Here is a 24297-nt window from a genome sequence, read left to right as displayed (position 1 = left end):
GCTGTTTCCAGTTACACCCTTGATATTTATATCCGTCTATCAATAGGCTGGCCTGGTTCCCACTCGTCCCCGACCCCCGGAGTGTGAGCCATGCGTCTGCCCAAGCTGTCCCGGATCCTCGCCACCCTGGCCGCCACCACGCTGGCAGCCCTCGGCGCCGTCGCCGTCGACTCGGCACCGGCCTCCGCAGCCGTCCGCAACGTCTGCTACAACACCAGCCAGGCCGGCCCCTTCGCCACCTACGCGAACCAGGCCGCCTCGATCTGGAACAACTACACCAACAACATCAACATGGCCCAGTGCGGCTCCAACCTGATGATCTACTACACCTACGGCGGAGGCTCGTACGCCCAGCGCACGAGCCTCGGCAACGGCCGGGTGGTCATCGACTACTACCAGGCCCAGCAGTACTCGCCGCTGCGGATCATGACCCACGAGATCGGGCACATCCTCGGCCTGCCGGACAACTACAACGGCAACTGCGCGATCCTGATGTCCGGCGGCAGCGCCGGCACCAGCTGCACCAACCCGTACCCGAGCAGCACCGAGGCCGCCCAGGTCGACCGGAACTTCGGCTTCGCGGCCCGCACCACGGCGACGCCGCAGGTCTTCACCGGCAGCTGGCCGGCACCCGCGACGGTCGGCGCCCAGCGCTGACGTGACACCCGGCCGGGGTCGGCAGCCACCGCCGACCCCGGCCGGACCACGCCCCCCACTGCCCCGGCCCGCCATGTCGGCGACGTGGCGACGGTCGGCGCGGTGATCGTCGGCCGCCACGACAGGTTGCCGGTCGTCAATACCCTGGCCCGGTGGCACGATCGAGACGCAACCGCCGTAAGGGTCCCGCCTCCGCGGCTCGTGTGCAGCAGCCGCCGCCCCCGACAGGCCCGCCGCCTCCGCCGGAGCCGCCGGCCGAGCGCGCCTCCCCGTTCCGGTCGAATCCGACCGCGCTCGTGATGGCCGCCCTCGTCCTCCTGGTCATCCTGGGCGGCCGGCTCGCCGCCGGGTACATCGACGATCCGGCATCGATCCCGGGGGCCTGGCGACCGGGTGTCGCGCTGGCCGCGGCGATCGTGGTGGGCCTGGCGGTCTCCACGCTGACCCAGCTGATCACGGCCCTCATGCTGCCGGTGACCCTGCCGTCGACCAGGAGCTTCCTGGTCCACGTCGGGGAGTTCTCCGCCGTGGGGGCGATCCTCGGCATCGCACTCGGCTTCCGGATGGGCGAATACCTCTTCGTCGAGGCCGGCCGGAGCCCCGCCCGCTACGGCTTCCCGGACCTGCTGGCCACCATCAGCGACGCCGTCACCGTGACCACCCTGCTCACCGTCGCGCTCTGCTGGGTGCGTTCCGCATTCCTGGTCCCGGAGCTGGCCCGGGCGCTGCGGGCGTCGCGGCGGCTGCGCGCCCCCGCGACGGCCTCGGGGTTCCTCCTGCTGATCTACGGCAACTACATCGGCTACCAGGCCGCCACGTTCGTGTACGAGCTGCTGGTGAGGCGATGACCGCGAGTGCAGGTCACCCTTTCGGATGACGACATCAGCTGTTCGGTGTCCGGAGCTGACCGACCGGCTTCGCCGATCCGAGGTGACCCACGGCCGGGACACCACCGACGAGTCCGCTCGTCACCGGATCCCGCGCCAGGCCCGCCGGGGCAGCGGGACGGTCGTCGCGCGGGGCGTCGCCCGGCCACCCGGACAGTTGATCGTCCTGGTGCCCGCGCACAACGAGGCGCAGGGCATCACCGAGACCGTCACCGCGCTGCTGCGGCAGACGTACCGGCCCGACCGGGTGGTGGTCGTCGCGGACAACTGCCGGGACGACACCGCCGAGCTGGCGGCCCGGGCCGGGGCGGAGATCTTCACGACCAACGGCAACCGGCACAAGAAGGCGGGCGCGCTCAACCAGGTGCTCGCCGACCTGCTGCCCCGGCTCGCGCCCGACGACTTCGTGATGGTGGTCGACGCCGACTCGGTGCTGGACCCCGACTTCCTCAACCACGCGGTGGCGCGGCTGAGCGCCGACCGGCGGCTCGGGGCGGTCGGCGGCGTGTTCCGGGGCAGCGACGGCAGCGGCTTCGTCGGACACCTGCAACGCAACGAGTACGCCCGGTACGCCCGGGACGTGTCCCGACTCAACGGCAAGTGCCTGGTGGTGACCGGCACGGCGGCCGTGTTCCGGGCCGGCACCCTGCGGGAGGTCTCGGCGGCCCGGCTCAGCGGCCGGCTCCCGGCCGGCGACGGCGCCGGCGCCGCCACCTCCGGCAGCCTCGCCCTCACCGGTGCCAGCACGCTCTGGATCCTGCTGGCCGGGTTCGCCATGGTGGCGGCCGGGGCCGCGCTGATGCGGATCGCCCCGAAGCTGCGCCGCAACCGGTAGTTCGCAAGGAGTGGTCGAGTAGCAGCCTCGGCTACCTCTCGTGGGGACACCCCTGGCCAGCCTGACCTGCGCGAGCACCCGGCCAAGGACCGTCCTCACCGGATCAGGGGAGAGAAGCTGCTGTGCCTGCTCTACATACGCAGCCAGGTCAGGAATGGCCAACGTCCGTACCGGCTTCGCTGCGTCCCGGGCCTCCCAGGTCATGCCGGCCGCGCGGGAGCCGGTACGGACGCCGCCCGTCAACCACGGTGGCGACGAGTTGGTCCAGGTCCGGCATCCCCCGGCGCCCCGGCGTGAACTCGGCTGCGGCGACGAGCGGCGCGGTGCGCAGGTTCCCGTCGGCGCGCAGCCAGCGCGAAAGTCGGTCAGCCAGGCCGGGTCGCTCACGGCCGAGCGACCGGGCGAATGCGGGTCGCGTTGAACTTCGACCCGGGCTCAACCCCTGATCTCGGGGAAGCGTCTTCGACAGGCCCATGTTGGGCCGCTCGCAGCGACTGTTCGAGAAATGCCAAACCGCAGGTGAATAGCCTATCGGGATGGCATCCAGCTCGCTATCCGCAGTGGATGGCAGTCGAGGCCGTGACCCGGATTGAACCTCTCGGCGCAGAGATCGCGGTCGGACTCGAACCGACGTTCACTCGCTTTGCAGGCGAGGCCCTAGCCCCTCGGGCATCCGACCGTGACGTGCCCCCGGCAGGAATCGAACCTGCGACCGCCCGGTCCGGCCGGGTGCCCCTAGACCTGGCCGATGTAGTAGTCGAAGGCCGACTTGATGTTCGCGCGCTGGCCGTTGGCGGCCTCGTCCAGCCGTAGGTACAGGATGGAAGCCCCGCCGAGGTCAGTGACCGGCACCCAGTACACCGAGGCAAGCGCGGGGCAGTACACGGCGATCACGTCCACGTCGCACTGCTCGTAGCGTCGACTCGGCCGGTTGGTGTTGGAACTCTTCGTGTTGGCCGTGACGCACCCCCTCGACACACTTCCCGCCTTGACCTGTACTCGGAACAGGCTCCCGGCGAAGTCGGCGATCAGGTCGTAGCGGCAGGCGTACCCGAACGGGAACGAGACCGTGGCTCCGAGCCTGCGCAGACACGCTGCCACCGCCAACTCGGCCATGTCGCCGGTCGCGTTGGTGTGCTTCTCAGCCCTGGTCAATCGGTCCAGCGCGATGCCGGTCAAGCGCGTCAGGTTGCCCGCCGAGTTGTGGACGCCGCGGGCGGGCGGCTTGGCGGTCAGACCCATGTCTGCGAGCTTGCCGGCGAGCCGGTGCCGGTTTGCGGGCGTCACGGCGAGGCCGACAGCGGCCAGGATCTCCACAAGGGTCAGGTCTCGCGCGACGAGTTCCCGCAACCGCGCCTGGTCAGCGAGGGCGCCGCTCGGGGGACGTTGCTTGCCGTGCTTCCCGAGCGGCGGGAGGTCGACGTTGAGCCGTTCCGCAGCGCGGCTCAGGCGCTCGTAGTTGGACGTCGCCGCCGTGACCCCCAACCGTTCGAGGATCTGCTTCCGCGACTTGGCCCCGTGGAATGCCTCCCGGAGCGCCGCATCGCTATCGAACACACCCATATCTCGATCATACCAACCCACTCGGTATGAGTCCGGTTTGAGTTGTGCCCTCGGCAGGAATCGAACCTGCGGCCTCGCCGTCCGGAGCGGCGTGCTCTATCCCCTGAGCTACGAGGGCTTGGTGCGCGTCCCTGGTGCCGACCCAGGTCTGCTCGTACGAGCGTCCGGTTTACAGCCGGGTGGGCGTGCCGCCGCCCACGACGCGCTTGACCGGGCGACGTGGGCTGCTACCCCCGGGGTGCAGCCCTACCAGTTGCCGCCCAGGATTGGGTGAAGCGGTCCCTCACCTGCGGGTGGGGGACCGTTCTCGTTGGGGTGACTGGGCGGAGTCGAACCGCCACCACCGGGACCACAACCCGGCGCTCTGCCATTGAGCTACAGCCACACTCGCGGCCCGAAGGCCAGTGCCCGCACCAGGGATCGAACCTGGGCAACCCGGTGTGTGGAACCGGTGCTCTACCGCTGAGCTACACGGGCGGGGACGCCGGGCGGTCCGGTGGACCACTCTCCGCCGGGAGGGCTCACACCCGCACCCGGCCCGTCATCGCTCCGGTGAGTGGAATCGAACCACTATTCGCCGATTAACAGTCGGCCGTACTGCCGTTGTACGACACCGGAATGGTCGCGCGTGCGGGGCTCGAACCCGCTTCATCGCCTTGAAAGGGCGAGGGCCTACCCATAACCGAACGCGCGTCGGTGTGCCGTGAGCTGGGATCGAACCAGCGGCCTACGCCTTGTCGAGACGTTGCTCTCCCGCTGAGCTACCACGGCGGGAGCGGGGACCGGATTTGAACCAGGTGATCTCCGGCTTATGAGACCGGCGAGGACGACCGAACTCCTCTACCCCGCAAGTGGGCCGCCAGGGAATCGAACCCCGGACACTCCGATTAAAAGTCGGCAGCTCTACCATTGAGCTAGCGGCCCGATATGTTCCCCGCGCTGGAATCGAACCAGCGACACGCAGTTTAGGAAACTGCTGCTCTATCCCCTGAGCTAGCGGGGCGTAAATTGTGCCTCCGGGGAATTACGATATCCCGGCCCACCGATTAAGAGTCGGTTGCTCTTCCTCTGAGCTACGGAGGCTTGGCGGTGAGGGTCGGGATCGAACCGACACGGGCTTTCACCCCAACTGTTTTCGAGACCGCGGCCGTCGCCTGCCCTCGGCTGGCCTCACTACGAGTCGGGTACGAGGGACTTGAACCCCCGGCCTCGCCGTCCCGAACGGCGCGCTCTCCCAAGCTGAGCTAGTACCCGGTGAGTCGGGATAGCCGGATTTGAACCGGCGACCTCGCGCCCCCAGACGCGCGCCCTACCAAGCTGGGCCATATCCCGATGAGAGCCCCCGACTGGAATCGAACCAGCGACACCGAGATCCGTAATCTCGTGCTCTATCCACTGAGCTACGGGGGCATGGTGTCGTGGGGTGGTCTCGAACCACCGCATCTCTGCGCTATCAGCGCAGTGCCTTCACCAACTTGGCCACGACGACATGGCGGAGAGGGAGGGATTCGAACCCCCGGCGGTGTTACCCGCTACGCGCTAGCAACGCGCTGCCATCGACCGGACTCGGCCACCTCTCCATGATCTTGCTGCGCGGCGCCGACGGGACTCGAACCCGCAACCCCCGCCTCGACAGGGCGGTGCTCTGGCCAATTGAGCTACGACACCTTGGCGCGCGACCTCCCAGCCGGCTCGGCTTCCCCGCAGGGGCTCGATCTCGCATTCGGACCGCCTGTCGCGCATCAGCGGCCCTGCGGCCACGAGCTAGCCGGACTGGGCAGTGGAGAAGAGGGGAGTCGAACCCCTGACCTCTGCATTGCGACAGCAGGCTCTACCACCTGAGCTACAACCCCATGGCTCGGCCGGCCGGAGTCGAACCGACTTCTCCCCGGGTGCCCCGGGGCGGCGGCTCCGCTCCGCCTTCGACCTCGCGTGCGCTCGGGGGGAATCGAACCCCCATGCCTTTCGGCATCGGCTCCTGAGGCCGACGTGTCTACCTGATAGTTCCACCACGAGCGCGTGATGTTGCGTGCCGATGCCCGGCGTCGAACCGGGGCCTGCCGGTTATGAGCCGGCCGCTCTGCCACCTGAGCTACATCGGCAAGGAGAGCCAGCGGGCGGCCTCGAACCGCCTACCTCGCCCTTACGAGGGGCGCGCACCGCCTGTCGTGCTGCGCTGACCTGGAGCCGACGACCGGGCTCGAACCGGTGACTCTTCGCTTACAAGGCGGACGCTCTGGCCTGCTGAGCTACGTCGGCGTGGTGCCCTCGGAGGGATTCGAACCCGCCACTGTCGGCCGCCTCACGACCGCGTCTCCTGCCAGTTGGACTACGAGGGCATTGCGCTCCGAGAGGAGGGCTCGAACCTCCAACCTTCCGCTCCAGAGGCGGACGTGCTGCCAGTTGCACCATCTCGGAATGGTGGCCGGCGAGCCGCGGTCTCGCCGGCCGGGGTCAGCGCTGCAGCGTGCCGGACCAGGTGGGGACGGTCGGCTGGAGCAGCAGCTCCATGCCCGCCTCGGCGGGCGTCCGGTCGGCCTTGCGCTGGTTGCACGAGTAGCACGCGCTGATGGTGTTCTGGTAGGTGTTCCGGCCGCCGCGCGAGCGGGGCAGGATGTGGTCGACGGTGGTGGCCGGGCCGAGGCAGTAGCCGCACCGGTGGCCGTCGCGGCGCAGCACGCCGCCCTTGGACCAGGCGGGTCCGTGGGTGTAGCGCCACCGGGTGACGACGTACCGGACGAGCCGCAGCACGCGGGGCATCGGGAAGATGCCGAGGTGCCGGTCCGGCTCGGCCTCGTGAATCTCGGCGACCTGGCGCATGAGCATCCGGATCGCGTGTTTGATCGGGACCCGGTGCAGCGGTCCCAGGTCGGCGTTGAGGACGAGAACGGCGTCCACCGGGCCCTCCCTTCTGACTGTGGCCGGTGATCGTTGAGAGCGGTTGACGGGATTCGAACCCGTGACCCTCACCTTGGCAAGGTGATGCGCTACCAGCTGCGCTACAACCGCGTGGAGCCACCGACTGTCAACGCCGCCTCAAACGGGGCTCTGGCGCAGATTCTGTGATTGATCTTGATGGCGGCTCACGAGTTGGTCAGGACGCGTTTGCGGAGGAGGTCGAGGTTCGCCCGGCCATACATCTGTCGCTTGATCGTCTTGATGCGGTTGACCTGGCCCTCGACCGGACCTGAACTCCATGGCTGGGCGAGGCCGGCGACGACGGCGTCGCGGTCGCTGACAAGACCGGCGGCGAAGCCGCGGATCTCGGGGTATCCGGCGCGGCGGGCGCGGTTGATCCAAGCGTCGAGGTGCTGCCCGGTGCCTTGGTGGCGGACCAGGGCGGCAAACCCGCGGGCGAGGTCGGCGACGGTGTCGAGGTCCGGGCAGCGGCGGCGGGCGTCGGCGAGAGCGGCGTGTTCGTCGTCGGTGAGTTTGTGGCCGGGTCGCATGATCCAGGCGGTGATCCGCCGGGCCGACGGCACCCGGACTGCGGTCGCAGGGGCGGGTCGGTTGCGGTTGATGGTGAGCCAGTCGCGCAGCACCCGCAGGCTGCCGTGGTAGCCGCGGGCCAGGATCTCGGCGTGCAGGTCAGCGGTCTGATGGACGCCGTCGGTGAGGCGTTGCTGCAGGTAGGAGTGGAACGGGGCGAGGACGCTGGGTCTGCTGCTGGCGTTCGGGCCGATCAACGCCTCGGCGGTGGAGGCGTGGGCGTACTTGCGGGCGGTTCTGACGTTCATGTCGAGGCGGCGGGCGGTCGCGCTGATCGACAGCCCCTCGGCTCGCAGAGCGTGCACGGCCGCGTGGCGTTGGCGCGTGTTCGCCGCCCGACGCCCCGTCTCGCCCGGCTCGTCGGCCGGCGCGGCCAGGGCAGATGTTGGTTCGGTGTGGGTGCGTAGGCATCGGCGGTGCCCGCGGATGACTTTCTCGACGGTGTCGCTGAGGTTCTTTAGCAGGTGCCACCGGTCGGCGACCTGGATCGCATCAGGTGCTCCCTTGCGGGCGCCGTCTGCGTAGCTGCCGCCTCGATCGCGGCAGATGATCTGAACACCGGGATGTTCGTGCAGCCAGGCGGCGAGGGTGTCGGCGGTGCGGTCGGGCAGGACGTCGATCGGTCGGCGGGTGTGCATGTCGAGCAGCACGGTCGCATAGCGGTGCCCACGACGGCGGGCGAAGTCGTCCACGCCCAGCACCGTCGGTGTCACCGGCGGCGGGTCGGGCATCCGGCGGATCATCCGGATCAACGTTGACCGGGAGACCGACACCGCCAACCGATGCGCCAGCCTGCTGCCCGGGCGACCGCCCAACGCCACCGCGACGGCCTCCAGGTCACCGGCCGCCACGACGGTGTGACGGGCATGCCGACGAGTCAGCCCGGGCACCTGCTCAACGAACGTCCGCCGCCCGCATTCGCCGTTCACGCAGGTGAATCGGCGGACCGTCAACGCGACCAGCACCTCGTGACCACCCAACCTGACATCCGCCAGCCTCCGCACATAGCGGCCATGCACAGTGGTCGACCAGGTGCTGCAGGTGCCACACCGCGCCCGCACAGTCTGTGTCGCCGCATCGATCCTGACCCCGACACCCCGGACCACCACCGCGTCCAACCGCAGGCCCGTCAGGTGCGGCAGCAACGCCGGAATGATCTCCATCCCGGCACCCAACCCGAACTACCGACGAGCGCGACTCACAAAATGTGTGCCAGAGCCAGTTTTCAGGCGGAGCCGACACCGAGTTCACCACGACCGCATGGCATTTCGTACGTAGGCCGTACGGGGCTCGAACCCGTAACCTCCTGGCTGAGAACCAGGTGAGCTGCCAGCTTACTCCAACGGCCCATGGAGCCGGCGGGGATGGTGGTCGCGTCCACGAACCCGCCAACGTGCCCTCCCCCGGACCCGAACCGAGTCCTCGGGGTCTTCACTCCCGTGCGCTACCGGTTACACCAGGAGGGCATCGGTACGTGGAGAAGAGGGGACTCGAACCCCTAACCTGCGGCCTGCCGGACCGCTGCTCTGCCAGTTGAGCTACCACCCCGTGGTCCGGGACCGGGGTGTCGAACCCCGTGTCTCTCGCTCCCAAAGCGAGCGGGTCAGCCGTCTCCCTCGTCCCGGAGGTGTTGCCCCCCGGCCGGCCCGTACGGGCGCCGGCCGGGGGTCTTGCTATGCCATCCACTGTGGAGTTGAGAATCAACTACGCCGCCGACCGCAGTCGGGACGAAAAGCAGGGGCGGCAGGACTCGAACCTGCAACCTTCGGTTTTGGAGGCCGATGCTCTACCAGTTGAGCTACGCCCCTGTGAAGTTGTTCGGGTAACGAAAAAGCCGCCCTGTCCCTGGCGGGGTGGGCGGCTTCGCAGCTTTCGCTGGCGCTATTCGCGCCGCCACCCCGGCTTCCAGTTCTGCTCGCTCGCGCAGAGGTCGTGGGCTCGCCCGATCGAGGGCAGCACGACACCGCCGCGCGGCGTGCACCGCGTGGATTCGGTGTAGGCGTACTGCAACACGGGAACTCCTTGGTTTGGTCCGGTTGACCTTGCCATTTCAAGGTAGGGCCGATGTCCACGCTTGGCAATGGATATTCGGGAGCCGCACTCGCGTACCTCGTTGAGGCGTGCACCGTTCAGCCGCCGCAACCAGTAGGTCCCGAGGCGTGGACGAGTGATTGATACGGGTGACTGCGCATCCCTACCATCAGCGCCATGCGTGCCCGACGTGTCACCCTGAGCACCGTCGCCACCGTCCTGCTGAGCCTGGCCGTCGTCGGCGTGGCCCGCGCCGACGACGGCCCGGCCCTGACCACCCCCGGCGCACCCGTGGTGGTCAGCAACGAGCCGCACGAGCTGGTGCTCTACTGGACCCCGTCCGCCTGGCGTGACGGGGGCGTCCAGGACCCGATCACCTACGACCTGGGGTCGCCGACCGGCCCCTACACCTACCGCGGCCTGGGCAGCAGCGACCGCCCCGGCGTCACCCTGACCGGCCTCGGTCCGGGCACCACCTACCGCATCGCCGTGCAGGCGTACGGCAACAGCGGCTGGTCCGAGCACTCCCCGGTCGCCACGGTCCGCACCGCGTACGGGAGGGCGAAGGTCGACTATCTCAACCAGGACTGGTCCCCCACCGACAACCAGGCCCGGTTCGTCCTGCGGGTCACCAACACCGGCACCGCGCCCCTGGATCTGACCACCGTCCGGGTCCGCTACCACGTACGCCTCGAGGACGGCAGTCCGTCGCTGGTCGCCGAGTGCGACTGGGCGGCGCTGGGCTGCGGCAGCATCCGGCGTACCCTTCAGTTCTTCCCGGTCCCCGCGCCGCCGCCCGGGCCGAACCCGGGTCCCACGCCGACGGTCTACCCGATCCCCGGCACCCCGGTTCCCGGCTGGCTGGAACTCACCTTCACCACCGGCACTCTCGCCCCCGGTGCCGGCTCCGGCCCGATCCAGCTGCGCCTGCACAAGAGCAACTGGGTGCCGATCGACGAGCGCGACGACCCGAGCTGGCGGGCCGCCACCGGCGCGTGGACGGAGAACGACCACGTCACTCTCGACGTCGACGGCGTCCGCGAGTACGGCGACCAGTGGTCCTGACAAGGCACCGGGCCTAGCCCCGCCACCAGCGGGTATGCGCAGCCACGAGCAAGGGGGCGAAAGAGGGGACCGGGTGAGATGGCCGCATTCCTGCTGAAGTCGACCTACACGGTCGACGGGCTCGGTGGGCTGGTCCGCGACGGCGGCACGAAGCGCGCCGACGTGGTCCGTGCCCTCGTCGAGGACGCCGGCGGCCGGGTGGAGTCGATCTACTTCGCCTTCGCCGAGGAGGACACATACGTGGTGTGCGACCTGCCCGACCACCGCACGGCCGCCGCCCTGGCCATCGCCATCGGCGCGGCCGGTGGCTTGCGGGTGCAGGTCACCCCGCTGCTGAGCCCCGCCGAGGTGGACGCCGCCACCCGGGAACGGACCGCCTACACACCCCCGGGCGACTGACCCGACCCGCGCCACCGCGCAGCGCCGCCGGTTAGCCACTCGACTTCCCACCGCTCGCGGGGACAGCCCGTCGTAGCAATCGATGATGGGCCGCTTGGAGCACCGCCGGCACGTGACAACCGCCGATCGTGCATTTGCCGTCGTACGCACCCATCAGCCGGCGGCGAAAGTCGGCCTGTCCCTGCGGTGCGGTGAACTGGACGTGCCGGTACCGCGGCCCTCAGTCATCCCTGCGAGGAGGAGCTGACACCTCGGCGAGGCGATGGTTAGCCGGCCGGACTCCGCCTGCTTGAAGGCGCGGACAGTCGGCAGGTCCTGCCACGGGCATTCGTGCGCACTCACCATCTGCCCCCATTTGACCAGCAGCCGGCGCGACCACACCGCTGGTTGCTCATTCGATCAGCTCACCACGACCTATCGCAAGATCATCGATCAAACCAGGGTTATGGATCAGCTTCACGAAACAACACCTAGCTGGATCGGCTCGTTGAGGCGCTGCCGATCGTCGCCGTCGGTCTAGCAGCAAGGGGCCACCTGTCCCGACCTTCGCCAGTCTGAGAACCGGCTGATTTGATCGTTTCCACTCGATCGATTTCACCTATTTTTGCCGCTCAAAATCCACTCGTCGGATGCCGATACTGAGGGACCGTCTACCAACCAGCAGAGGTCGTAACTGACCAGGTCAGCCGATTCGGAGGAGGCTGGAGACGGCTCGGGTTTGTCAAATTTTAGAGGATCACGTCCAGGTCGAGCCAGCAACTTCGAGATCGGCTGATCCTCAACCTCTTGAAACTGACGCCAAACATCCTCCAGGACCTCTAACGCGGGACGCTGCTCCGGCACGACGGGCTCAGCGAGCCGAGCTCCCTCCAACCCGGAGTAGATCGTACCGCCGAGACGTCTCGATAACCTGACACGCCGGTTAACTGGCTCCACCGCAAGCAACCGGAGGTCCAACAATGTATGCACATCTGACCTTAGCAAGAGACCATTTGATAGGACGTTCGAATCCTCACCCCGATAGGGTCGAAGATGAGCAGCTTCCAGAACCGCCTCGGCATTGGCCCCGGTTACCGAGCAACATCCCCGATACGCCTTCAGCAGCCGGCTCCTGAACCCAGCCTGCCCTCTGCGAGCCACAATCTGACGAACTGCACGAAGTCGGGCGTCGTAGTCGTCATTAGGCGGCTGCTCAGCATTCTGCAAGAGCGGAGCGCCCTCGGCGGCAGTGCAGACCAGCACGTCAGAAACCGTATCGCCAATGCGCCAAAGGCCCTCAGCGCTCAGCCCCTCGAAGAAGAAATAGCCCTCATGCCACGCAACCGGCACCGCCAGCCCCAGCACCGCATATCGAGGTGGCTTCGCCTTTCTATCACCATACTGCTTGAGCACCCCCACAGGCATCCCGTGCTGAATGTTCTCCATAAGCGCCTTATTCGTATACTCTTCGTCCCGACGCCTCGGGTCAGCATTCTCTTGGTGATAAGCAAAGCACCAAGTTCCATCGCCGCGACGGAATATCTCACCGTCGCGATAAGGGCTGTCGATGTTGATTCGTACCGACAAGGCGTAAGACCATCCAGCAGGCTTGTAGATGCCCTTTGGTTTTGTGGCCAAGAAGGCACCATCATCTAACCGTTGCGGATATCCTCCTATTGTGCCCGCCCTTTCCGAAAACCATCGGAGCAGGCGAACATGAGATTCAGGCAAGACTGAGGGGTTGAGGGAAGGCATATTGATGGCATACCAGTGTGGCGACGTCCTGTACAGAGCGCTGCCTCAGCCCAACTCGCGTTGCTGCTACCGGATCAGTCGCTTCAGCACGCGCTCGCCCTCAGTCTTATCAGGAGGATAGCTATCCTGACCTGGCCAAACACTTGTCATCGGAGCCCATTGAGACCGACAAACGTTCCTCAGCCAACAGAAAGCGAAGCGAGGTGGGCGAGCATCGTCTGGTTGGCGACCCAGCCGTCCGGGAACTTCACCGGCACGTCCAGGTGCACCCGCTCGGTCGACGGGTGCGCGTCCAGCAGTTCCGGGATGCCCGCGCGGGCCACCACCAGGCAGGCGTGCCGGTGCCGGGACGCGAGCACGCAGAGCCGCCCCGACTCCAGGTGGAACGCGGTGGCGTCGCGGCGGCCGGAGAGCGGGTGCAGCACGATCGTCACGTCGTACTCCCGGCCCTGGAGCCGGTTGGCGGTGTCGACGGTGATGTCCCCGCCGGCCGCGCCGAGGCGGGCCCGGATGGCGGCGACCTGGTCGCGGTGCGCGGCGCCGACGGCGATCCGGTCCGCGGTGACCGGCGTGCCGTCGGGGGCCTGCTCGGAGAAGGCGACCGCGCCGCGCCGCAGCACCCGCAGCGCCAGCTCCGCGCAGGCCGCGGCGGCCTCGCCATCGGTACGCACGGTGTGCCGGGCGGGCAGCTCGTGCAGCGCCCAGCCGGAGCGCGCGGCGACGTCGACGGCGGCGTCGAGCGGGTCACCGGTGCCCGGCTCGGTGAGGGTCAGTGCCCGGTCGGCGAGCCCGGTGCCGGCGCGGAACCCGGTGAACGGGTAGAAGGCCGCGGCGACCACGGGCGCGGCCGTGGCGGGCAGCCGCCACGACACCGGCAACCGGTGTACGGGCAGGTCGGGGTTGTGGCGCAGCAGCACCGCCACCGCTGCCTGCATCGGATCCCAGGTCAGGCCCGTCCAGCGGACGGTCTCGACGGTGGAGAACGGGTCGAGCTGTCCCGGGTCACCGACGAACAGGGCCCGTTCGAACCTGCCGGCCACGCGCAGCAGGGCGTCCGAGCGCATCTGGTACGCCTCGTCGACGATCGCCCACGGCCAGCGGCCCTCGGTGACGGTGGCCCACTTGGCGGCCGTACCGATGATGACGGCCGGACCGCCGAGGTCGGTGACCTTCGCGGCGACCCGGACCGTCTCGTGGTCCTTGACCCGGTCGGAGGGGCGGTAGTCGGCGGCGGAGAGCCGGCCGATGGTCAGCGTGGGGGCCTTGCGGGCGAGCCGGTCGACCAGGTCGTCGACCTGCTCGTTGGTCTGCGCGACGATGATCAGCGGTTCGCCGGCGGCGGCCAGTTCGACGGCGGCCCGGACCACGAGGGTGGACTTGCCGGCGCCGGGCGGGGAGTCGACCACGACGCCCCGGTGGTTGCCGGAGCGCAGGTCGGCCAGGACGGCCGTGATGACCCGTTCCGCCTCGACGGCGGGCGGCACTTCGAGCCCGAGCATCGCTTTCCCCTCCTCGCCGGCACTGGGCAGCCTACTGACAGCCGATCCGGTCCGGGCAGGTCCCACCGCTGGTGCGGGAACGTCTGTGTCAGACCCGACTGGTACTACGGGTGCCGACGAAGGCGGGTGCAGAAATGATCGTCATCAGCCATGGCAACCTACTGAGGGCCGATGCCGAGGCGTTGGTCAATGCGGTGAACACGGTGGGTGTGATGGGTAAGGGGATCGCGCTCGAGTTCAAGCGCGCCTACCCTGCGAACTACACGGCCTACCGGGCTGCCTGCGCAGCGAACGAGGTTCGGCTGGGTCGGATGCACGTTTTCGACTCCGCCCGGCTCGGTCCCCGCCGCCATGTGATCAACTTTCCCACGAAGGGGCATTGGAGATCCGCGTCGCGGATGCCCGACATCCGGGCCGGTCTCACGGACCTTGTCCGGGTGGTACGGGAGAGGAGCATCTCCTCGGTGGCGGTGCCCGCGCTCGGATGCGGCAACGGCGGCCTCGCCTGGGACGAGGTCGGGCCGCTCATCGAGCAGACATTCGCCGAGTTTCCCGATATCCGCGTGCTGTTGTTCCCTCCCCTGGCAGGCAGCCCACCGGCGTGACTTGTGGTGGCTTTACAGGGCGTCAGCGATCATGAGTACCGCAAGCTCCCTGAGCTGGTGCTTCTCTCTGGCGATCCGCCCGCCGCCACTCGGCCGCCCACGCCCACCGCAGACGGCCCAACATCGGCGCCTGTCGTCTCAAGACGGTTCGTGCCCGCTCGGCAAAAGACGGACCCGCCGGTGGACAAGGTTGATGTCGACGACCTTCACCGACAACTTGTCACCCAACTCAGGGGTGCGGTCGAGGGCAGACTCATGGACCAGCCCGTGGATGCCGTCCCCCACGGCAACGAAGACACCGAACGGCACGATACGGGTCACCTCACCCCGCAGGACTGCTCCGAGACGCGTCCGAGCGAACTCGGCCATGAGGTCGGGCTGCAATGCCTTGAGCGACAGCGACACCTGCTCGCGGTCGAGGTCAGCGTCAAGCACCATCACAGCAAGCCGGTCCCCCAGGCCCACAACATTGGTGGGGTGATCGAAGTGCTTCCAGGTCAGCTCCGCGCAGTTCACCATGCCGATGACACCGCCGATGTCTACGAAGACCCCGAAGTCTTTGATCTCGACGACCACGCCAATGGCAACCTGACCACGCTCAAGCGTTTCCAGTCTCAGCCGCGCGCTCTCATCATCCCTCTGCCCCATAAGCCCAACCCCTTCAACCGAGTCTTCGCAGCGGATTACCTGGCCGCCCGCGATTGGCCGGGTATCTGGCGGTTGAAGCGCGGCTGCAACGCCACGACCAGCGCGTCCTTCGTCGCCTCAAGGTCACCCGTCTCCAGCCAGCGGATGTCACAGGCACCGAGCCAGGCGGCGATGTCGTCGGCGGTCGCCTCCGGCCCGCGCTTGTCGAGCCGGGTGCCGACCTGGTCGTGCAGCACCGACGACGTCCGGTTGCCGGTCAGGTGTTGCCGCATCCGATCCCGCAGATGCCGGGTACGGCCGACGTAGATGACCGCGCCGCGTTCGAGCACCACATGCACACCCGGCGTGTTCGGTGCGTCGGCCAGGTTCTCCCTGGTGTACGGGAGGGCGGGGCTGAATCCGGCCAGCTGGTCCTCGAGGGTGGTGTCGGGCATGCCCCGACGCTACCGATCTACGTGATGATCCGGTGTCCCGGCTCGTATGCGTTGTCCGACTCGCGACAGCACCGCCCCGCAATGGACCGGCAACTCCGCGCCACCCGGGTCGTGTCTGGGTGAGTGACGCGGCGGATCGCCGCCGCGACGCACACGGGAGGACACCGTCATGCAGAAGAGAATCGGCCGCAGACTGACAGCCGTGCTGGTGGGCGCGGGACTGACCCTGGCCGGCGGAGTGGCCTCGGCCGGCCCGGCCGCTGCCGCCACCACCGGGGCGCGGGCGGACGTGCAGGCGGGCCGCCTGGTCCTGGAGCCGACCGAGCGGGGCTACCGGGGCGCGCTGCCGGTGACCGTCACCAACCTCGGCGGCACCGCGGACAGTTTCGCCCTGGAGATCCTGGAGCCGGTCGCTGGTTCCTTCCGGGACGCCGGGCCGGACGCGCCCTGCGTCACCTTCGATACCCTGGTCGACCGCCGGCGCACTCATGAGTGCGCCCCGCCGCTCTATCTGCGGCCCGGGGAGCGGCGGCAGGCCGTGCTGTCGTTCGAGGTGCTCACCGCCACCCGCCCGTACGCTATGCGGGCCGGCACCGGCACGGTCACGGCGACGGTCTCCGCGCAGGAGGAGCCGGCGGGCAGCGACAGCTTCGGCACGGTGCTCCGCTCGACGGCCGGGAAGCTTCGCCCGACCCGCCCCTATGTCCAGGACACCGAGATCAGGGCGTCGATCACGGCGCACGACGCCACGCTCACCCGGGCGGCGGACGGCCGCTGGGTGGGGCGGGTGCCGATCACGGTCCGCTGGGCGGGCGACGCGGCGCACGACCGGCTCTGGGTCGACGGGCTGAAGTTGCCCGGCGTGCGGGTCTGGGCCACTGAGCCGGACAGCGGTCCGGCCAGCACCGAGACCCGGCTCTATGTGCCCGGCAAGCGGTTCATGCCGGGTGAGGAGCGCAGCTTCGACCTGGTCGTGGTCGCCGACGCGGGGACGCCGGCCGGTGAGCGGGGCCTCGCTACGTTCCAGGTGGGGGCGATGTTCTTTCCGCTCGAGGAGCTGACCGACGCCGACCCGTTGGACAACACGGCCACCGTCATGGTCACCGCCGTGGAGTAGCGCCGACGACCGGCCGCCGGGTGACTCCCCGGCGGCCGGGGCGTGCGCGTCCAAGGGCCGACCGCAGAGCGATGCTCTGAGCCCCGGCGAACGGCCCGGTCATGGCGACCGCTCCGCTCCACGTTCGAGGCCAGCGCGGGAACCGCGCCGCGTCCATACCGGAGGTGGGCGGGTCGCCGGGTGCGAGACGGATGCGGGTGGAACAATCGGCGGATTGCCCGGATCGATCATTCAGGGGGCGGCTTGAGCTTCGAATTTCTCATGACCGACCATCCCGCCTGGCGATCCGCCGGCTCTCGTCACGTACGCCTGGCGCTTGCCGGGGACGGGGACACATGGTTGCTCCAAGCCCATGACGGGACGTTGACCTGGAGCGGCGGCCGGAATGAGCAGCTGGCACCTGTGATCGACGTCTTCGCGCCGCCGCAGGTTTCCGAGGGACCGGCCGGCAGGCTCAACGCCTGCCTCGGTGCCCTCGGGGCGGTGGCGCGGGTGCGGAACCCCAGCTTGTGGGACGCGCTCGCGACGGCGGTCGTCCGTCAGGTGATCCGGGCCGGGCAGGCGCGAAAGCTGTACCGCGAGTTCAGCGATCGCTTCGGGCCGCGCGTCGCACTATCCGACGGGACAGACATTCACGCTTTCCCATCCGCCGAACGTGTGTTAACTCTAAGCGATGCCGACTTCACTGAGAGTGGCATGGCTTTCAAGGCCAAGCCATTGCGCCGTGCTGCTCGAGCCTTCCTCGCAGAGGGAACGAACTGGGCCACTCTCGATCCTCGGGTCCTGGTCAAGGAACTCCAGACGGTTCCCGGCATCGGCCCCTGGAGCGCCGGCGCAGCTGTCGCCGACTGGAGCAACGACTGGACGCTCTACCCCTACGGTGACCTGGCCGTCCGCACCTGGGCCCGACGTGCCGACCCGACGGGTTCGTGGCCAACAGACGAGCCCGCTTTCGCCCGCGCGTGGCGGCGAGTGACCGGTGACCAGCTCGGCACCTACACCCTGCTCACCCTCGCCTTCGGATGCCACCACACCGGAGCCGTCTGAGTCGTGCATCCTCGGGGCACGACCGAACGCCCCGCTGGACCTGCTGCTGATCAACGCCCCACTGCGCGACTACACGCTGCGTCCACGAGTCAACGACTTCACCCTGCCCGTACTCGGCATGGGCTACATCGCGACGTACGCGGCCGAGCGGGGGTTCAACGTCGGGATGCTCGACGGCGAGTCGCTGGGGCTCGGTGTCGAGCAGATCCGGCGCATCGTCAATGCCGCGGAGCCGCGCTGGGCGGGCTTCAACCTCCTGGCGCCCACCTATGAGCTGAGCGCGCGGATCGCGGCCGGGCTGGTCCCTGGCATCCAGGTGATGGCGGGCGGGCATCAGGCGAAGGCTCTGCCTCAGATGATCCTCGACGATCCCCGCTTCAGTCGACTTGAGGCCTTGGTGGTGGGAGAGGCGGAGAGTCGGGTCGCCGAGTTGCTCGAGGATGGCCACCGTCGCGTGCTGCTGCCCGGCGTCATGTGGCGGGATCCGGTGTTGGGTACGCCGGTGACCGGTGGTGTACCGGGATCGGCCGGTCACCTTGCACCGGACATCAACGCCATGCCGTTCGTCGATCGCCGGTACTTCGCCGCCGACCCCTACCAGCCCGCTGCAGGGCCGCTGGAGGCAGCCATGGTGGGCGCCCGAGGCTGCCCCTACGACTGCTCCTTCTGCGGCGCCGCGGTGAGCGCGAACCCGGATGTGACCATCCGGACGCGCGAGCCGGACAACCTCATTGCCGAGATGGACGATCTGCACCACCGCTACGGAGTGACGGCCTTCCGCTTCGTCGACGATCTCTTCCTCGGCTACGAGCGCTTCATCCGCCGGTGCATGGCAGCGTTCACCAGCGCCTCCATCGGCAGCCGCTACGTCTGGGACGCGACCGGCCGGATCAACATCCTCGCCCGAGTCGACGACACGCTCCTGGACACCTTGGCCGAGAACGGCTGCCGGGAGGTGGCACTGGGCATCGAGTCGGGCAGTGAACGCGTCCTCGACCACATCGGCAAGCGGATCCGACCCGAGCTGACCCGGCAGGTGGTGGAACGCCTCACCCGGGTCGGGATCAACGTCAAGGGCTACTTCATCCTCGGCCTGCCCACCGAGACCCGGGCCGACCTGGACGCCACGGTCCGGCACGTACACGAGCTGTGGGACCTCACCGACAACGCTCCGGGCACGTTCCGGGCGAGCGTCTTCGAGTTCCGTCCCTACCCGGGCACCCCTGAGTGGCATCGACTCACCGCGACCGGTCGCTACGACCCGAAGCAGCTTCTCGACTACAGCGCGATCGATCTGACCGACGACGGACTGGACGAGGCGATGCGGGGACGCGACGAGTTCAACTTTTCGGTGAACCTGCAATTCGGGGAGGTCGAGCTGCCTTATCTCAGGCGCAGACTCGTGGAGTTGGCGCGTACCCAGCACGATCGGTTGGTGAGGTCGTGAGCGGCCGGTTCGTGGTCGTGGACGGGCCGAGCGGGGTCGGCAAGACCACCGTCGCGGCGCTGCTGGCCCGGCTGCTCGCCGACGCGGGTAGGCCGGTCCACGCGACGAAGGAGCCCACCCACACCGCCCTCGGTAGTGCCGCTCGGTACGGCACCGATGACTACCGGGGTCTCACCCTCGCGTGCCTGGTGACCGCAGATCGGTACCACCACCTGGAGACCGAGGTCCGACCGGCGCTCGCCGCCGGCAAGATGGTCATCTGTGACCGCTACCTGCCCACGTCGCTGGTGTTGCAGCGGCTCGACGGGGTGGATCCGGACTACCTCTGGTCGCTCAACCGGTATGTGGACCGCCCGGATCTGACCATCATCCTGACCGGCGACCCGACCCGGTCGCGGGCAAGGGCCGCCGAGCGCGGCATCCACAGTCGCTTCCATCGTGGCGGCCCCGCAGCGGGCGCCGAGGAACGGGACCTGTACGTGCAGGTCGCCGAGGAACTGGCCGGGGCCGGTTTCGTCGTGCACCGGCACGACGTGGGCGAACAGCAGCCGGACGAGGTGGCCCGCATGCTGTTCGCCCAGGTCCGCGCGCTGGATACCGAGCCCGCCCGGATTCAGGCCCCGACAGCGAGCGCGGATCGCACAAGCGAGTCGTAGGTTTCGGTGCTGCGGTGCAACACCACGCCCAGCGAGCGGGCGAACCGGTCCAGCTCCTGCTGCACCTGTTCGGCCGGCCGGTCACCACCGATCATCGTCTCGATCTCGAAGAACGCGCCCAGGCCGTCCACCTCGTCAAGGCAGAGCAACATCGGGCCGAGCCGGGCGGTGCGGCGGGTCTTCGCGATCCGTACCGTCGGGTAGAAGCCCATGGCGAGGATCGCCTCGTGCATCTCGTCGCGGCGCAGGACCTCGGTCTCGTGTTCCTGGCAGGCCAGTTCGTTGGCCAGCGGCTTCTTCACGCAGAAGACGTGCCGGCCGTCCTCCGTCCGGAGCCGGGCGAACGTCGCCCCCAGCTTGCTCTGCCCGTACTTCCAGCCGTTCGCCGCGTACGCCTGGTCGTCCTGGCGTACCGGCGCGGAGAAGGTCGCGCCTCGGGCGTGAAGTTCGTGGAGCAGCGACTCCGGATCTTCGACGCGGTACTTGACTTCGATCTCCCGGGCGCTGTCGGTCATCGCTTCTCCGGTCGGTGACGGCTGTCGGACCGGGCAAGCCAAACACAGCGATCGGTCCCGTCACTGGATGCCACTCCGGCGAACCGGCCGCATCGAGCCTTTCGGCGTCGCCTCTTGGTTGCCGCCGGGCTCCCGCTCGACGTCTGCCTTCCGGCTGGGGGCGCGTGGTGACGGTCGGCCCGGTCAGCCGAGGGCGGGTGGGGCAGCCGTGTCGGTGGGGAAGCGTTCGTGCCCGAGTACGACGAGCAGTCGCAGCTTCTCCTCCGCCTCGCTGCGCGGTGGCGCGGTGAGCACCAGCAGGGCCTGGGACTGGTCCTCGGTGAAGAGCACCTGGCAGTCGACCTCGATGGGGCCGAGTTCGGGGTGCAGGAGCGTCTTGTGGTCGGCGAAGCGCTGCGCGACCTCGTGTCGCTGCCACAGCTCGTCGAACTCGGGACTGCGGCTGCGCAGGGCGCGCAGCAGCTCACCGGCGCGGGACTGCGGGCCCATCGACGCGTATGCGGCGCGCAGGTTGGCGACCTGGGCGCGGCTCTGCCGCTCGCGGTCGTCCTGCGGGTAGCGCAGCCGTTCGGCCGGGTCGGTGAACCAGCGGTAGATCTCGCTGCGGGCGAGGCCGGTGAAGTGGGACCGGTCGCCGAGCAGCGCCGCGGCCAGCGCGGGCGAGCGCGGCGAGCAGCTGCGGGCTGGGCTGCGGGCCGCGCCGCTGTTCGAGGCGGGTGTAGTAGTCGGTCGACATGGCGGCGAGGGAGGCCACCTCCTCCCGCCGCAGGCCGGGTGCCCGGCGGCGCGCCCCCGGGGGCAGCCCGACATCGGCCGGCTGCAACGCCTCCCGGCGGCGGCGCAGGAAGTCGGCGAGGGCGGCGCGGTTCATCCGCCCAGTATCCGCCGGCCCGGCGGACCATCCAGGGATCGGCGATCCCCCGACAACCGGTCCCTGGCCGGCGTCCCGGACGGTCGGCCAGGCTCGGGGCATGGACATCTCGGGTAACACGATCTTCATTCCCGGCGCGACGAGCGGGATCGGCCTCGCTCTCGCGCTCGAACTGCGGGCCAGGGGCAACACGGTGATCATCGGTGGCCGGCGTACGGAGCTGCTGGAGAGTCTCGCCGCCGCGCACCCGGGCCTCGACACGGTCACGATCGACACGGCGGACGCCGCGAGCATCAGGGCCGCGGCCGGGGAGGTGCTGGCGCGGCACCCGGATCTCAACGTGCTGGTCGCCATGGCCGGGATCATGCGGGTGGAGGACTGGCACCAGCCGGAGACGTTCCTCGCCGACGCCGAGGCGGTGGTGACGACCAATGTGCTCGGCCCGATCCGGCTGATCGCCGCCTTCGTCGAGCACCTGCGGTCCCGGCCGGCCGCCACGATCATGACGGTCTCCTCCGGGCTCGCCTTCGCCCCGCTGAAGGCCACACCCAGCTACAACGCCTCCAAGGCGGCGATCCACCTGCTCAGCGAGTCGCTGCGGCTCCAGCTCGCCGACACCGGCGTACGGGTCGTGGAGCTGGTGCCGCCGGCGGTGCGTACCGGACTGCTGCCCGGGCAGGAGGAGAGCGAGTTCGCGATGCCGCTGGACGACTTTGTGGCGGAGGTCGTCGGGCTGATCGAGTCGCAGCCCGACGCGCGGGAGATCCAGGTCGAGCGGGTGAAGTTCCTCCGGTACGGGGAGGCGCGCGGCGACTACGACCAGGTGGTGGCGATGCTCAACCAGGCCGACCCGCACGGCAGGTAGGCGCGGGACGTCACTCGGCACGAGCTGCGGCGTGCCGGGCCCGCGCCTGCTCGCTCTGCCAGCTCCGCAGCGCGCGGTTGATCCGCCGGTTCTCGGCGCGCTGGTCGACGAGCTGACGGGTCCGCTCGGCCAGTTCGAAGGTGAGCCGGTGCAGCAGGGCATCCACGTCCTCCACCCGGTAGCCGCGCCGGGCCACCGGCAGCTGCAGCTCGGTGATCCGGTCGGGGGTGAGCGGGCCGGTCAGGGCGTTGCGGCTGCGGTAGACGGTCATCGCCAGGGGATCCGGTCGGGCAGGTGGATGCGGTCGGCGGGGATGCCGGCGGCGAGCAGCCGCAGCCGGGCACCGGCCAGCATCGCGGGCGGCCCGCAGACGTACACCTGCTGGTCGGGGCGGTGATGCTGGAGGGCGATGGTGAGGGCGTCGCCCTGCTCGGCGGGTTCGGCGAAGATGTCGTGGGAGAACGCGGGCACGATCGTCAGCCAGTCGTGGGCGTGCTGGAGCTTGTCGAGGGTGATCGGGTCGTACAGGTCGGCGAAGGTGCGAACGCCGACGACCAGCGTCACCCGGCGGCCGGCGGGGGCGGCGGCGACCTGCTCCACCAGGGCACGTAGCGGGGCCAGCCCGGTGCCGCCGGCGACCAGCAGCAGGTCATCGCCGGTCAGGTGCAGGCCGGTGTCGGTGGGTGGGCCGAGGTGCAGCAACTCGCCGGGGCGTACCTCATGCACCAGGGTGGTGGAGACGGACCCGGCGGGGACCGCGCGGACGTGCAGCTCGACGGTGCCGTCGGGGCGCGGCGCGTTCGCCGGGCAGAGCCACCGCCACCGGCCGGGCCGGCGCGGCGTGCACACCGGCACCGCCTGACCGGGCCGGAACGGCAGCCGCCGCCAGGGACGTACCGTGAGGACGGCGATGCCGCCGGCGACCCGGTCGTGGTCGACCACCTCGGCCGGCCACCAGGCCGGGCCGTCGCCCACCCACGCCGCGGCCTCCTCGACCTCCCGCCATCTGGTGGCGCGGCCCAACACCTGGTCGATGACCGCCTGGTGGTCCGGCCGCAGACGGTAGTGGCGGTGCGCGCGGCCCAGCACGGTCAGCAGCGCCGACCGCTCCGGGCCGTCGCCGGTCGCGGCGAGCCGGCGCAGCGCCGCCTCGACCAGCGGGGCCTCCCGCTCCGGCAGCAACCCCGGGCAGCGCTCCTCCACCTTCGCCCAGAAACCACCCCACCGCAGGTAACTCTCCGCGCGCCGCTGCTCGGCCTCCGACCACCCCAGGCACGGGACCTCACCGGTACGCGCCACCTGCGCCTTCAGCCGCTCCCAGTCCACCCCGATCAGGTACGCGGACAACTGCGCGTCGGCCGCGACCAGACTCAGCCACCGGGCCGCCGACTCACGGTCCCCGCTCACCGGAGCCCGCCTTCGCTCGCGACCGCGGGACTCCGCTTCGCGGCGTTCCTCGCGCTCACCGGAGCCCGCCTTCGTTCGCGACTGCGGGACTCCGCTTCGCTGCGTTCCTCGCGCTCACCGGAGCCCGCCTTCGTTCGCGACTGCGGGACTCCGCTTCGCTGCGTTCCTCGCGCTCACACCTGCTCCTCGGTCAGGCCCGCCGCCTCGAGCGTGGCGCGAGCCCAACGGGCCAGCCGGCACGGGAACGGCACCCGCTCACTCCGGCAGAGCGGGCCCTGCGGCCACGCCTCGGGCACGTGGACGCGGACCGCGCGGGCGGCGAGGGCCAGGTCCTCGTCGGTGACCGGGGTGAGGACGGGAAAGTCTTCGAGTACGACGGGCATGGGTGGGCACCTCCGGAATGCCAGGGTGGTGGAGTGGCGCCGGGGCGGGCGGGGACGGCCGATGCCGACGGGGAAACGGCCGGCCGGAGCCCAGCACCCGCCCCGGGCCATGCATCCACCCTGGTCAAGGAGCTGCGCCCGTA

The 24297-nt window shown here is 69.4% G+C and carries 23 protein-coding genes, 27 tRNA genes and 1 pseudogene; 11 read left to right on the top strand and 40 right to left on the bottom strand.

Annotated features, from left to right (window positions below; translation table 11 throughout):
* The first annotated feature begins 90 nt into the window (after positions 1–90).
* The 3 genes from MRQ36_RS18885 to MRQ36_RS18875 all read left to right on the top strand — a co-directional run bounded on the left by MRQ36_RS18885 (position 91) and on the right by MRQ36_RS18875 (position 2379).
* Positions 91–657, top strand: a complete 567-nt coding sequence (locus MRQ36_RS18885; RefSeq protein ID WP_278187548.1) for a snapalysin family zinc-dependent metalloprotease — start codon at positions 91–93, stop codon at positions 655–657.
* Positions 658–956: 299 nt separating this feature from the next.
* Complete coding sequence (locus tag MRQ36_RS18880; protein ID WP_242797239.1) at positions 957–1505, top strand: hypothetical protein; 549 nt, start codon at positions 957–959, stop codon at positions 1503–1505.
* Positions 1506–1530: 25 nt separating this feature from the next.
* Positions 1531–2379 carry a glycosyltransferase family 2 protein gene (locus tag MRQ36_RS18875; RefSeq protein WP_242797237.1) on the top strand — a complete coding sequence of 283 codons (849 nt, stop codon included), beginning with the start codon at positions 1531–1533 and terminating at the stop codon, positions 2377–2379.
* A 607-nt stretch (positions 2380–2986) separates the two neighbouring features.
* On the opposite strand, the gene MRQ36_RS18870 is transcribed toward MRQ36_RS18875, so the two are convergent.
* From MRQ36_RS18870 to MRQ36_RS33370, 31 genes are all read right to left on the bottom strand, one after another.
* Positions 2987–3058 (bottom strand) — tRNA-Cys (locus MRQ36_RS18870).
* Positions 3059–3114: 56 nt separating this feature from the next.
* Entirely contained in the window at positions 3115–3942 is an 828-nt protein-coding gene (locus tag MRQ36_RS18865) for a group I intron-associated PD-(D/E)XK endonuclease (RefSeq protein WP_242797235.1), read from the bottom strand.
* A 45-nt stretch (positions 3943–3987) separates the two neighbouring features.
* Positions 3988–4060: transfer RNA gene (locus MRQ36_RS18860), tRNA-Arg, on the bottom strand.
* A gap of 193 nt (positions 4061–4253) precedes the next feature.
* Positions 4254–4327 (bottom strand) — tRNA-His (locus MRQ36_RS18855).
* A gap of 20 nt (positions 4328–4347) precedes the next feature.
* Positions 4348–4419, bottom strand: a tRNA-Val gene (locus MRQ36_RS18850).
* 70 nt (positions 4420–4489) lie between these two features.
* Positions 4490–4560, bottom strand: a tRNA-Asn gene (locus MRQ36_RS18845).
* 1 nt (position 4561) lies between these two features.
* A tRNA-Glu gene (locus tag MRQ36_RS18840) sits at positions 4562–4635 on the bottom strand.
* A 6-nt stretch (positions 4636–4641) separates the two neighbouring features.
* Positions 4642–4713: transfer RNA gene (locus tag MRQ36_RS18835), tRNA-Val, on the bottom strand.
* Between the two features lie 2 nt (positions 4714–4715).
* A tRNA-Met gene (locus MRQ36_RS18830) sits at positions 4716–4792 on the bottom strand.
* A 2-nt stretch (positions 4793–4794) separates the two neighbouring features.
* Positions 4795–4866: transfer RNA gene (locus MRQ36_RS18825), tRNA-Lys, on the bottom strand.
* A 6-nt stretch (positions 4867–4872) separates the two neighbouring features.
* A tRNA-Arg gene (locus tag MRQ36_RS18820) sits at positions 4873–4944 on the bottom strand.
* A gap of 9 nt (positions 4945–4953) precedes the next feature.
* Positions 4954–5025: transfer RNA gene (locus tag MRQ36_RS18815), tRNA-Lys, on the bottom strand.
* Position 5026: 1 nt separating this feature from the next.
* Positions 5027–5108 (bottom strand) — tRNA-Ser (locus tag MRQ36_RS18810).
* A 14-nt stretch (positions 5109–5122) separates the two neighbouring features.
* Positions 5123–5196: transfer RNA gene (locus MRQ36_RS18805), tRNA-Pro, on the bottom strand.
* Positions 5197–5201: 5 nt separating this feature from the next.
* Positions 5202–5274: transfer RNA gene (locus tag MRQ36_RS18800), tRNA-OTHER, on the bottom strand.
* A gap of 5 nt (positions 5275–5279) precedes the next feature.
* A tRNA-Arg gene (locus MRQ36_RS18795) sits at positions 5280–5352 on the bottom strand.
* Position 5353: 1 nt separating this feature from the next.
* Positions 5354–5431: transfer RNA gene (locus MRQ36_RS18790), tRNA-Ile, on the bottom strand.
* Position 5432: 1 nt separating this feature from the next.
* Positions 5433–5522: transfer RNA gene (locus tag MRQ36_RS18785), tRNA-Ser, on the bottom strand.
* Between the two features lie 14 nt (positions 5523–5536).
* Positions 5537–5610 (bottom strand) — tRNA-Asp (locus MRQ36_RS18780).
* A gap of 265 nt (positions 5611–5875) precedes the next feature.
* Positions 5876–5961: transfer RNA gene (locus MRQ36_RS18775), tRNA-Leu, on the bottom strand.
* An 11-nt stretch (positions 5962–5972) separates the two neighbouring features.
* Positions 5973–6044 (bottom strand) — tRNA-Met (locus tag MRQ36_RS18770).
* Between the two features lie 80 nt (positions 6045–6124).
* Positions 6125–6201: transfer RNA gene (locus tag MRQ36_RS18765), tRNA-Thr, on the bottom strand.
* Between the two features lies 1 nt (position 6202).
* Positions 6203–6281, bottom strand: a tRNA-Leu gene (locus MRQ36_RS18760).
* A gap of 6 nt (positions 6282–6287) precedes the next feature.
* Positions 6288–6360, bottom strand: a tRNA-Gln gene (locus MRQ36_RS18755).
* Between the two features lie 36 nt (positions 6361–6396).
* Positions 6397–6840 (bottom strand): HNH endonuclease, encoded by a 444-nt coding sequence (locus tag MRQ36_RS18750; RefSeq protein WP_242797233.1) that lies wholly within the window; start codon positions 6838–6840, stop codon positions 6397–6399.
* 38 nt (positions 6841–6878) lie between these two features.
* Positions 6879–6951: transfer RNA gene (locus MRQ36_RS18745), tRNA-Gly, on the bottom strand.
* A gap of 74 nt (positions 6952–7025) precedes the next feature.
* On the bottom strand, positions 7026–8594 hold the full coding sequence (locus MRQ36_RS18740; protein ID WP_242792175.1) for an ISL3 family transposase: 1569 nt from the start codon (positions 8592–8594) through the stop codon (positions 7026–7028).
* Between the two features lie 112 nt (positions 8595–8706).
* Positions 8707–8780: transfer RNA gene (locus MRQ36_RS18735), tRNA-Glu, on the bottom strand.
* A gap of 200 nt (positions 8781–8980) precedes the next feature.
* Positions 8981–9056, bottom strand: a tRNA-Pro gene (locus tag MRQ36_RS18730).
* Between the two features lie 110 nt (positions 9057–9166).
* A tRNA-Trp gene (locus MRQ36_RS18725) sits at positions 9167–9239 on the bottom strand.
* Between the two features lie 73 nt (positions 9240–9312).
* Complete coding sequence (locus MRQ36_RS33370; RefSeq protein ID WP_278189084.1) at positions 9313–9444, bottom strand: hypothetical protein; 132 nt, start codon at positions 9442–9444, stop codon at positions 9313–9315.
* A 195-nt stretch (positions 9445–9639) separates the two neighbouring features.
* Here MRQ36_RS33370 and MRQ36_RS18720 point away from each other — a divergent pair, with 195 nt between their 5' ends.
* Together MRQ36_RS18720 and MRQ36_RS18715 are read left to right on the top strand one after the other, a co-directional pair.
* Positions 9640–10527 (top strand): cellulose binding domain-containing protein, encoded by an 888-nt coding sequence (locus MRQ36_RS18720; RefSeq protein ID WP_242797231.1) that lies wholly within the window; start codon positions 9640–9642, stop codon positions 10525–10527.
* 78 nt (positions 10528–10605) lie between these two features.
* Positions 10606–10926, top strand: a complete 321-nt coding sequence (locus MRQ36_RS18715) for a GYD domain-containing protein (RefSeq protein WP_242797230.1) — start codon at positions 10606–10608, stop codon at positions 10924–10926.
* Between the two features lie 594 nt (positions 10927–11520).
* Here MRQ36_RS18715 and MRQ36_RS18710 read toward each other — a convergent pair.
* Both MRQ36_RS18710 and MRQ36_RS18705 read right to left on the bottom strand, forming a co-directional pair.
* On the bottom strand, positions 11521–12543 hold the full coding sequence (locus tag MRQ36_RS18710) for an HNH endonuclease (RefSeq protein WP_242797229.1): 1023 nt from the start codon (positions 12541–12543) through the stop codon (positions 11521–11523).
* 296 nt (positions 12544–12839) lie between these two features.
* Complete coding sequence (locus MRQ36_RS18705) at positions 12840–14159, bottom strand: AAA family ATPase (protein WP_242797228.1); 1320 nt, start codon at positions 14157–14159, stop codon at positions 12840–12842.
* A 134-nt stretch (positions 14160–14293) separates the two neighbouring features.
* Between MRQ36_RS18705 and MRQ36_RS18700 the strand changes: the two genes are divergently transcribed.
* Complete coding sequence (locus MRQ36_RS18700) at positions 14294–14764, top strand: macro domain-containing protein (RefSeq protein WP_242797227.1); 471 nt, start codon at positions 14294–14296, stop codon at positions 14762–14764.
* Between the two features lie 138 nt (positions 14765–14902).
* Here the strand turns inward: MRQ36_RS18700 and MRQ36_RS18695 are convergent, their stop codons facing one another.
* Positions 14903–15412: a S1 RNA-binding domain-containing protein gene (locus MRQ36_RS18695; RefSeq protein ID WP_278187547.1), complete on the bottom strand. Its 510-nt coding sequence runs from the start codon at positions 15410–15412 to the stop codon at positions 14903–14905.
* A 35-nt stretch (positions 15413–15447) separates the two neighbouring features.
* On the bottom strand, positions 15448–15846 hold the full coding sequence (locus MRQ36_RS18690; protein ID WP_242797224.1) for a hypothetical protein: 399 nt from the start codon (positions 15844–15846) through the stop codon (positions 15448–15450).
* A gap of 169 nt (positions 15847–16015) precedes the next feature.
* Between MRQ36_RS18690 and MRQ36_RS18685 the strand changes: the two genes are divergently transcribed.
* The 4 genes from MRQ36_RS18685 to tmk all read left to right on the top strand — a co-directional run bounded on the left by MRQ36_RS18685 (position 16016) and on the right by tmk (position 20113).
* Complete coding sequence (locus tag MRQ36_RS18685) at positions 16016–16963, top strand: hypothetical protein (RefSeq protein WP_242797222.1); 948 nt, start codon at positions 16016–16018, stop codon at positions 16961–16963.
* A gap of 402 nt (positions 16964–17365) precedes the next feature.
* Positions 17366–18010 carry a hypothetical protein gene (locus MRQ36_RS18680; protein WP_242797220.1) on the top strand — a complete coding sequence of 215 codons (645 nt, stop codon included), beginning with the start codon at positions 17366–17368 and terminating at the stop codon, positions 18008–18010.
* The gene (locus MRQ36_RS18675; protein WP_374250405.1) at positions 17943–19457 is read left to right on the top strand and encodes a radical SAM protein; all 1515 of its coding nucleotides are present in this window, start codon (positions 17943–17945) and stop codon (positions 19455–19457) included. Before MRQ36_RS18680 ends, MRQ36_RS18675 begins: the two co-directional genes overlap by 68 nt.
* Positions 19454–20113: a dTMP kinase gene (tmk, locus tag MRQ36_RS18670; RefSeq protein ID WP_242797216.1), complete on the top strand. Its 660-nt coding sequence runs from the start codon at positions 19454–19456 to the stop codon at positions 20111–20113. The genes MRQ36_RS18675 and tmk overlap by 4 nt, the downstream gene beginning before the upstream one ends.
* Here tmk and MRQ36_RS18665 read toward each other — a convergent pair.
* Complete coding sequence (locus MRQ36_RS18665; protein WP_242797214.1) at positions 20071–20628, bottom strand: class IV adenylate cyclase; 558 nt, start codon at positions 20626–20628, stop codon at positions 20071–20073. The genes tmk and MRQ36_RS18665 overlap by 43 nt on opposite strands.
* Positions 20629–20811: 183 nt before the next feature.
* Positions 20812–21499: pseudogene (locus MRQ36_RS18660) on the bottom strand (helix-turn-helix transcriptional regulator).
* A 100-nt stretch (positions 21500–21599) separates the two neighbouring features.
* Between MRQ36_RS18660 and MRQ36_RS18655 the strand changes: the two are divergent.
* On the top strand, positions 21600–22364 hold the full coding sequence (locus tag MRQ36_RS18655) for an SDR family oxidoreductase (protein WP_242797212.1): 765 nt from the start codon (positions 21600–21602) through the stop codon (positions 22362–22364).
* Positions 22365–22374: 10 nt separating this feature from the next.
* Here MRQ36_RS18655 and MRQ36_RS18650 read toward each other — a convergent pair whose 3' ends face one another.
* From MRQ36_RS18650 to MRQ36_RS18640, 3 genes are all read right to left on the bottom strand, one after another.
* On the bottom strand, positions 22375–22635 hold the full coding sequence (locus tag MRQ36_RS18650; RefSeq protein WP_242797210.1) for a DivIVA domain-containing protein: 261 nt from the start codon (positions 22633–22635) through the stop codon (positions 22375–22377).
* Entirely contained in the window at positions 22632–23771 is a 1140-nt protein-coding gene (locus MRQ36_RS18645) for an FAD-binding oxidoreductase (RefSeq protein WP_242797207.1), read from the bottom strand. Before MRQ36_RS18645 ends, MRQ36_RS18650 begins: the two co-directional genes overlap by 4 nt.
* A 173-nt stretch (positions 23772–23944) precedes the next feature.
* Positions 23945–24154, bottom strand: coding sequence for a hypothetical protein (locus MRQ36_RS18640; RefSeq protein ID WP_242797205.1), 210 nt, complete (start codon positions 24152–24154; stop codon positions 23945–23947).
* Between the last annotated feature and the right edge of the window lie 143 nt (positions 24155–24297).

The organism is Micromonospora sp. R77 (genome assembly GCF_022747945.1).
GTDB lineage: Bacteria > Actinomycetota > Actinomycetes > Mycobacteriales > Micromonosporaceae > Micromonospora.
This window is presented reverse-complemented; position numbering and strand designations above follow the sequence as displayed.

Coding starts and splice junctions, on each gene's coding strand:
- MRQ36_RS18715 (WP_242797230.1), top strand. CDS start 10,606: ATGGCCGCATTCCTGCTGAAGTCGACCTACACGGTCGACGGGCTCGGT.
- MRQ36_RS18880 (WP_242797239.1), top strand. CDS start 957: ATGGCCGCCCTCGTCCTCCTGGTCATCCTGGGCGGCCGGCTCGCCGCC.
- MRQ36_RS18665 (WP_242797214.1), bottom strand. CDS start 20,628: ATGACCGACAGCGCCCGGGAGATCGAAGTCAAGTACCGCGTCGAAGAT.
- MRQ36_RS18705 (WP_242797228.1), bottom strand. CDS start 14,159: ATGCTCGGGCTCGAAGTGCCGCCCGCCGTCGAGGCGGAACGGGTCATC.
- MRQ36_RS18885 (WP_278187548.1), top strand. CDS start 91: ATGCGTCTGCCCAAGCTGTCCCGGATCCTCGCCACCCTGGCCGCCACC.
- MRQ36_RS18695 (WP_278187547.1), bottom strand. CDS start 15,412: ATGGGGCAGAGGGATGATGAGAGCGCGCGGCTGAGACTGGAAACGCTT.
- MRQ36_RS18700 (WP_242797227.1), top strand. CDS start 14,294: ATGATCGTCATCAGCCATGGCAACCTACTGAGGGCCGATGCCGAGGCG.
- MRQ36_RS18875 (WP_242797237.1), top strand. CDS start 1,531: ATGACGACATCAGCTGTTCGGTGTCCGGAGCTGACCGACCGGCTTCGC.
- MRQ36_RS18650 (WP_242797210.1), bottom strand. CDS start 22,635: ATGACCGTCTACCGCAGCCGCAACGCCCTGACCGGCCCGCTCACCCCC.
- MRQ36_RS18865 (WP_242797235.1), bottom strand. CDS start 3,942: ATGGGTGTGTTCGATAGCGATGCGGCGCTCCGGGAGGCATTCCACGGG.
- MRQ36_RS18685 (WP_242797222.1), top strand. CDS start 16,016: ATGCAGAAGAGAATCGGCCGCAGACTGACAGCCGTGCTGGTGGGCGCG.
- MRQ36_RS18690 (WP_242797224.1), bottom strand. CDS start 15,846: ATGCCCGACACCACCCTCGAGGACCAGCTGGCCGGATTCAGCCCCGCC.
- MRQ36_RS18655 (WP_242797212.1), top strand. CDS start 21,600: ATGGACATCTCGGGTAACACGATCTTCATTCCCGGCGCGACGAGCGGG.
- MRQ36_RS18640 (WP_242797205.1), bottom strand. CDS start 24,154: ATGCCCGTCGTACTCGAAGACTTTCCCGTCCTCACCCCGGTCACCGAC.
- MRQ36_RS18720 (WP_242797231.1), top strand. CDS start 9,640: ATGCGTGCCCGACGTGTCACCCTGAGCACCGTCGCCACCGTCCTGCTG.
- MRQ36_RS18740 (WP_242792175.1), bottom strand. CDS start 8,594: ATGGAGATCATTCCGGCGTTGCTGCCGCACCTGACGGGCCTGCGGTTG.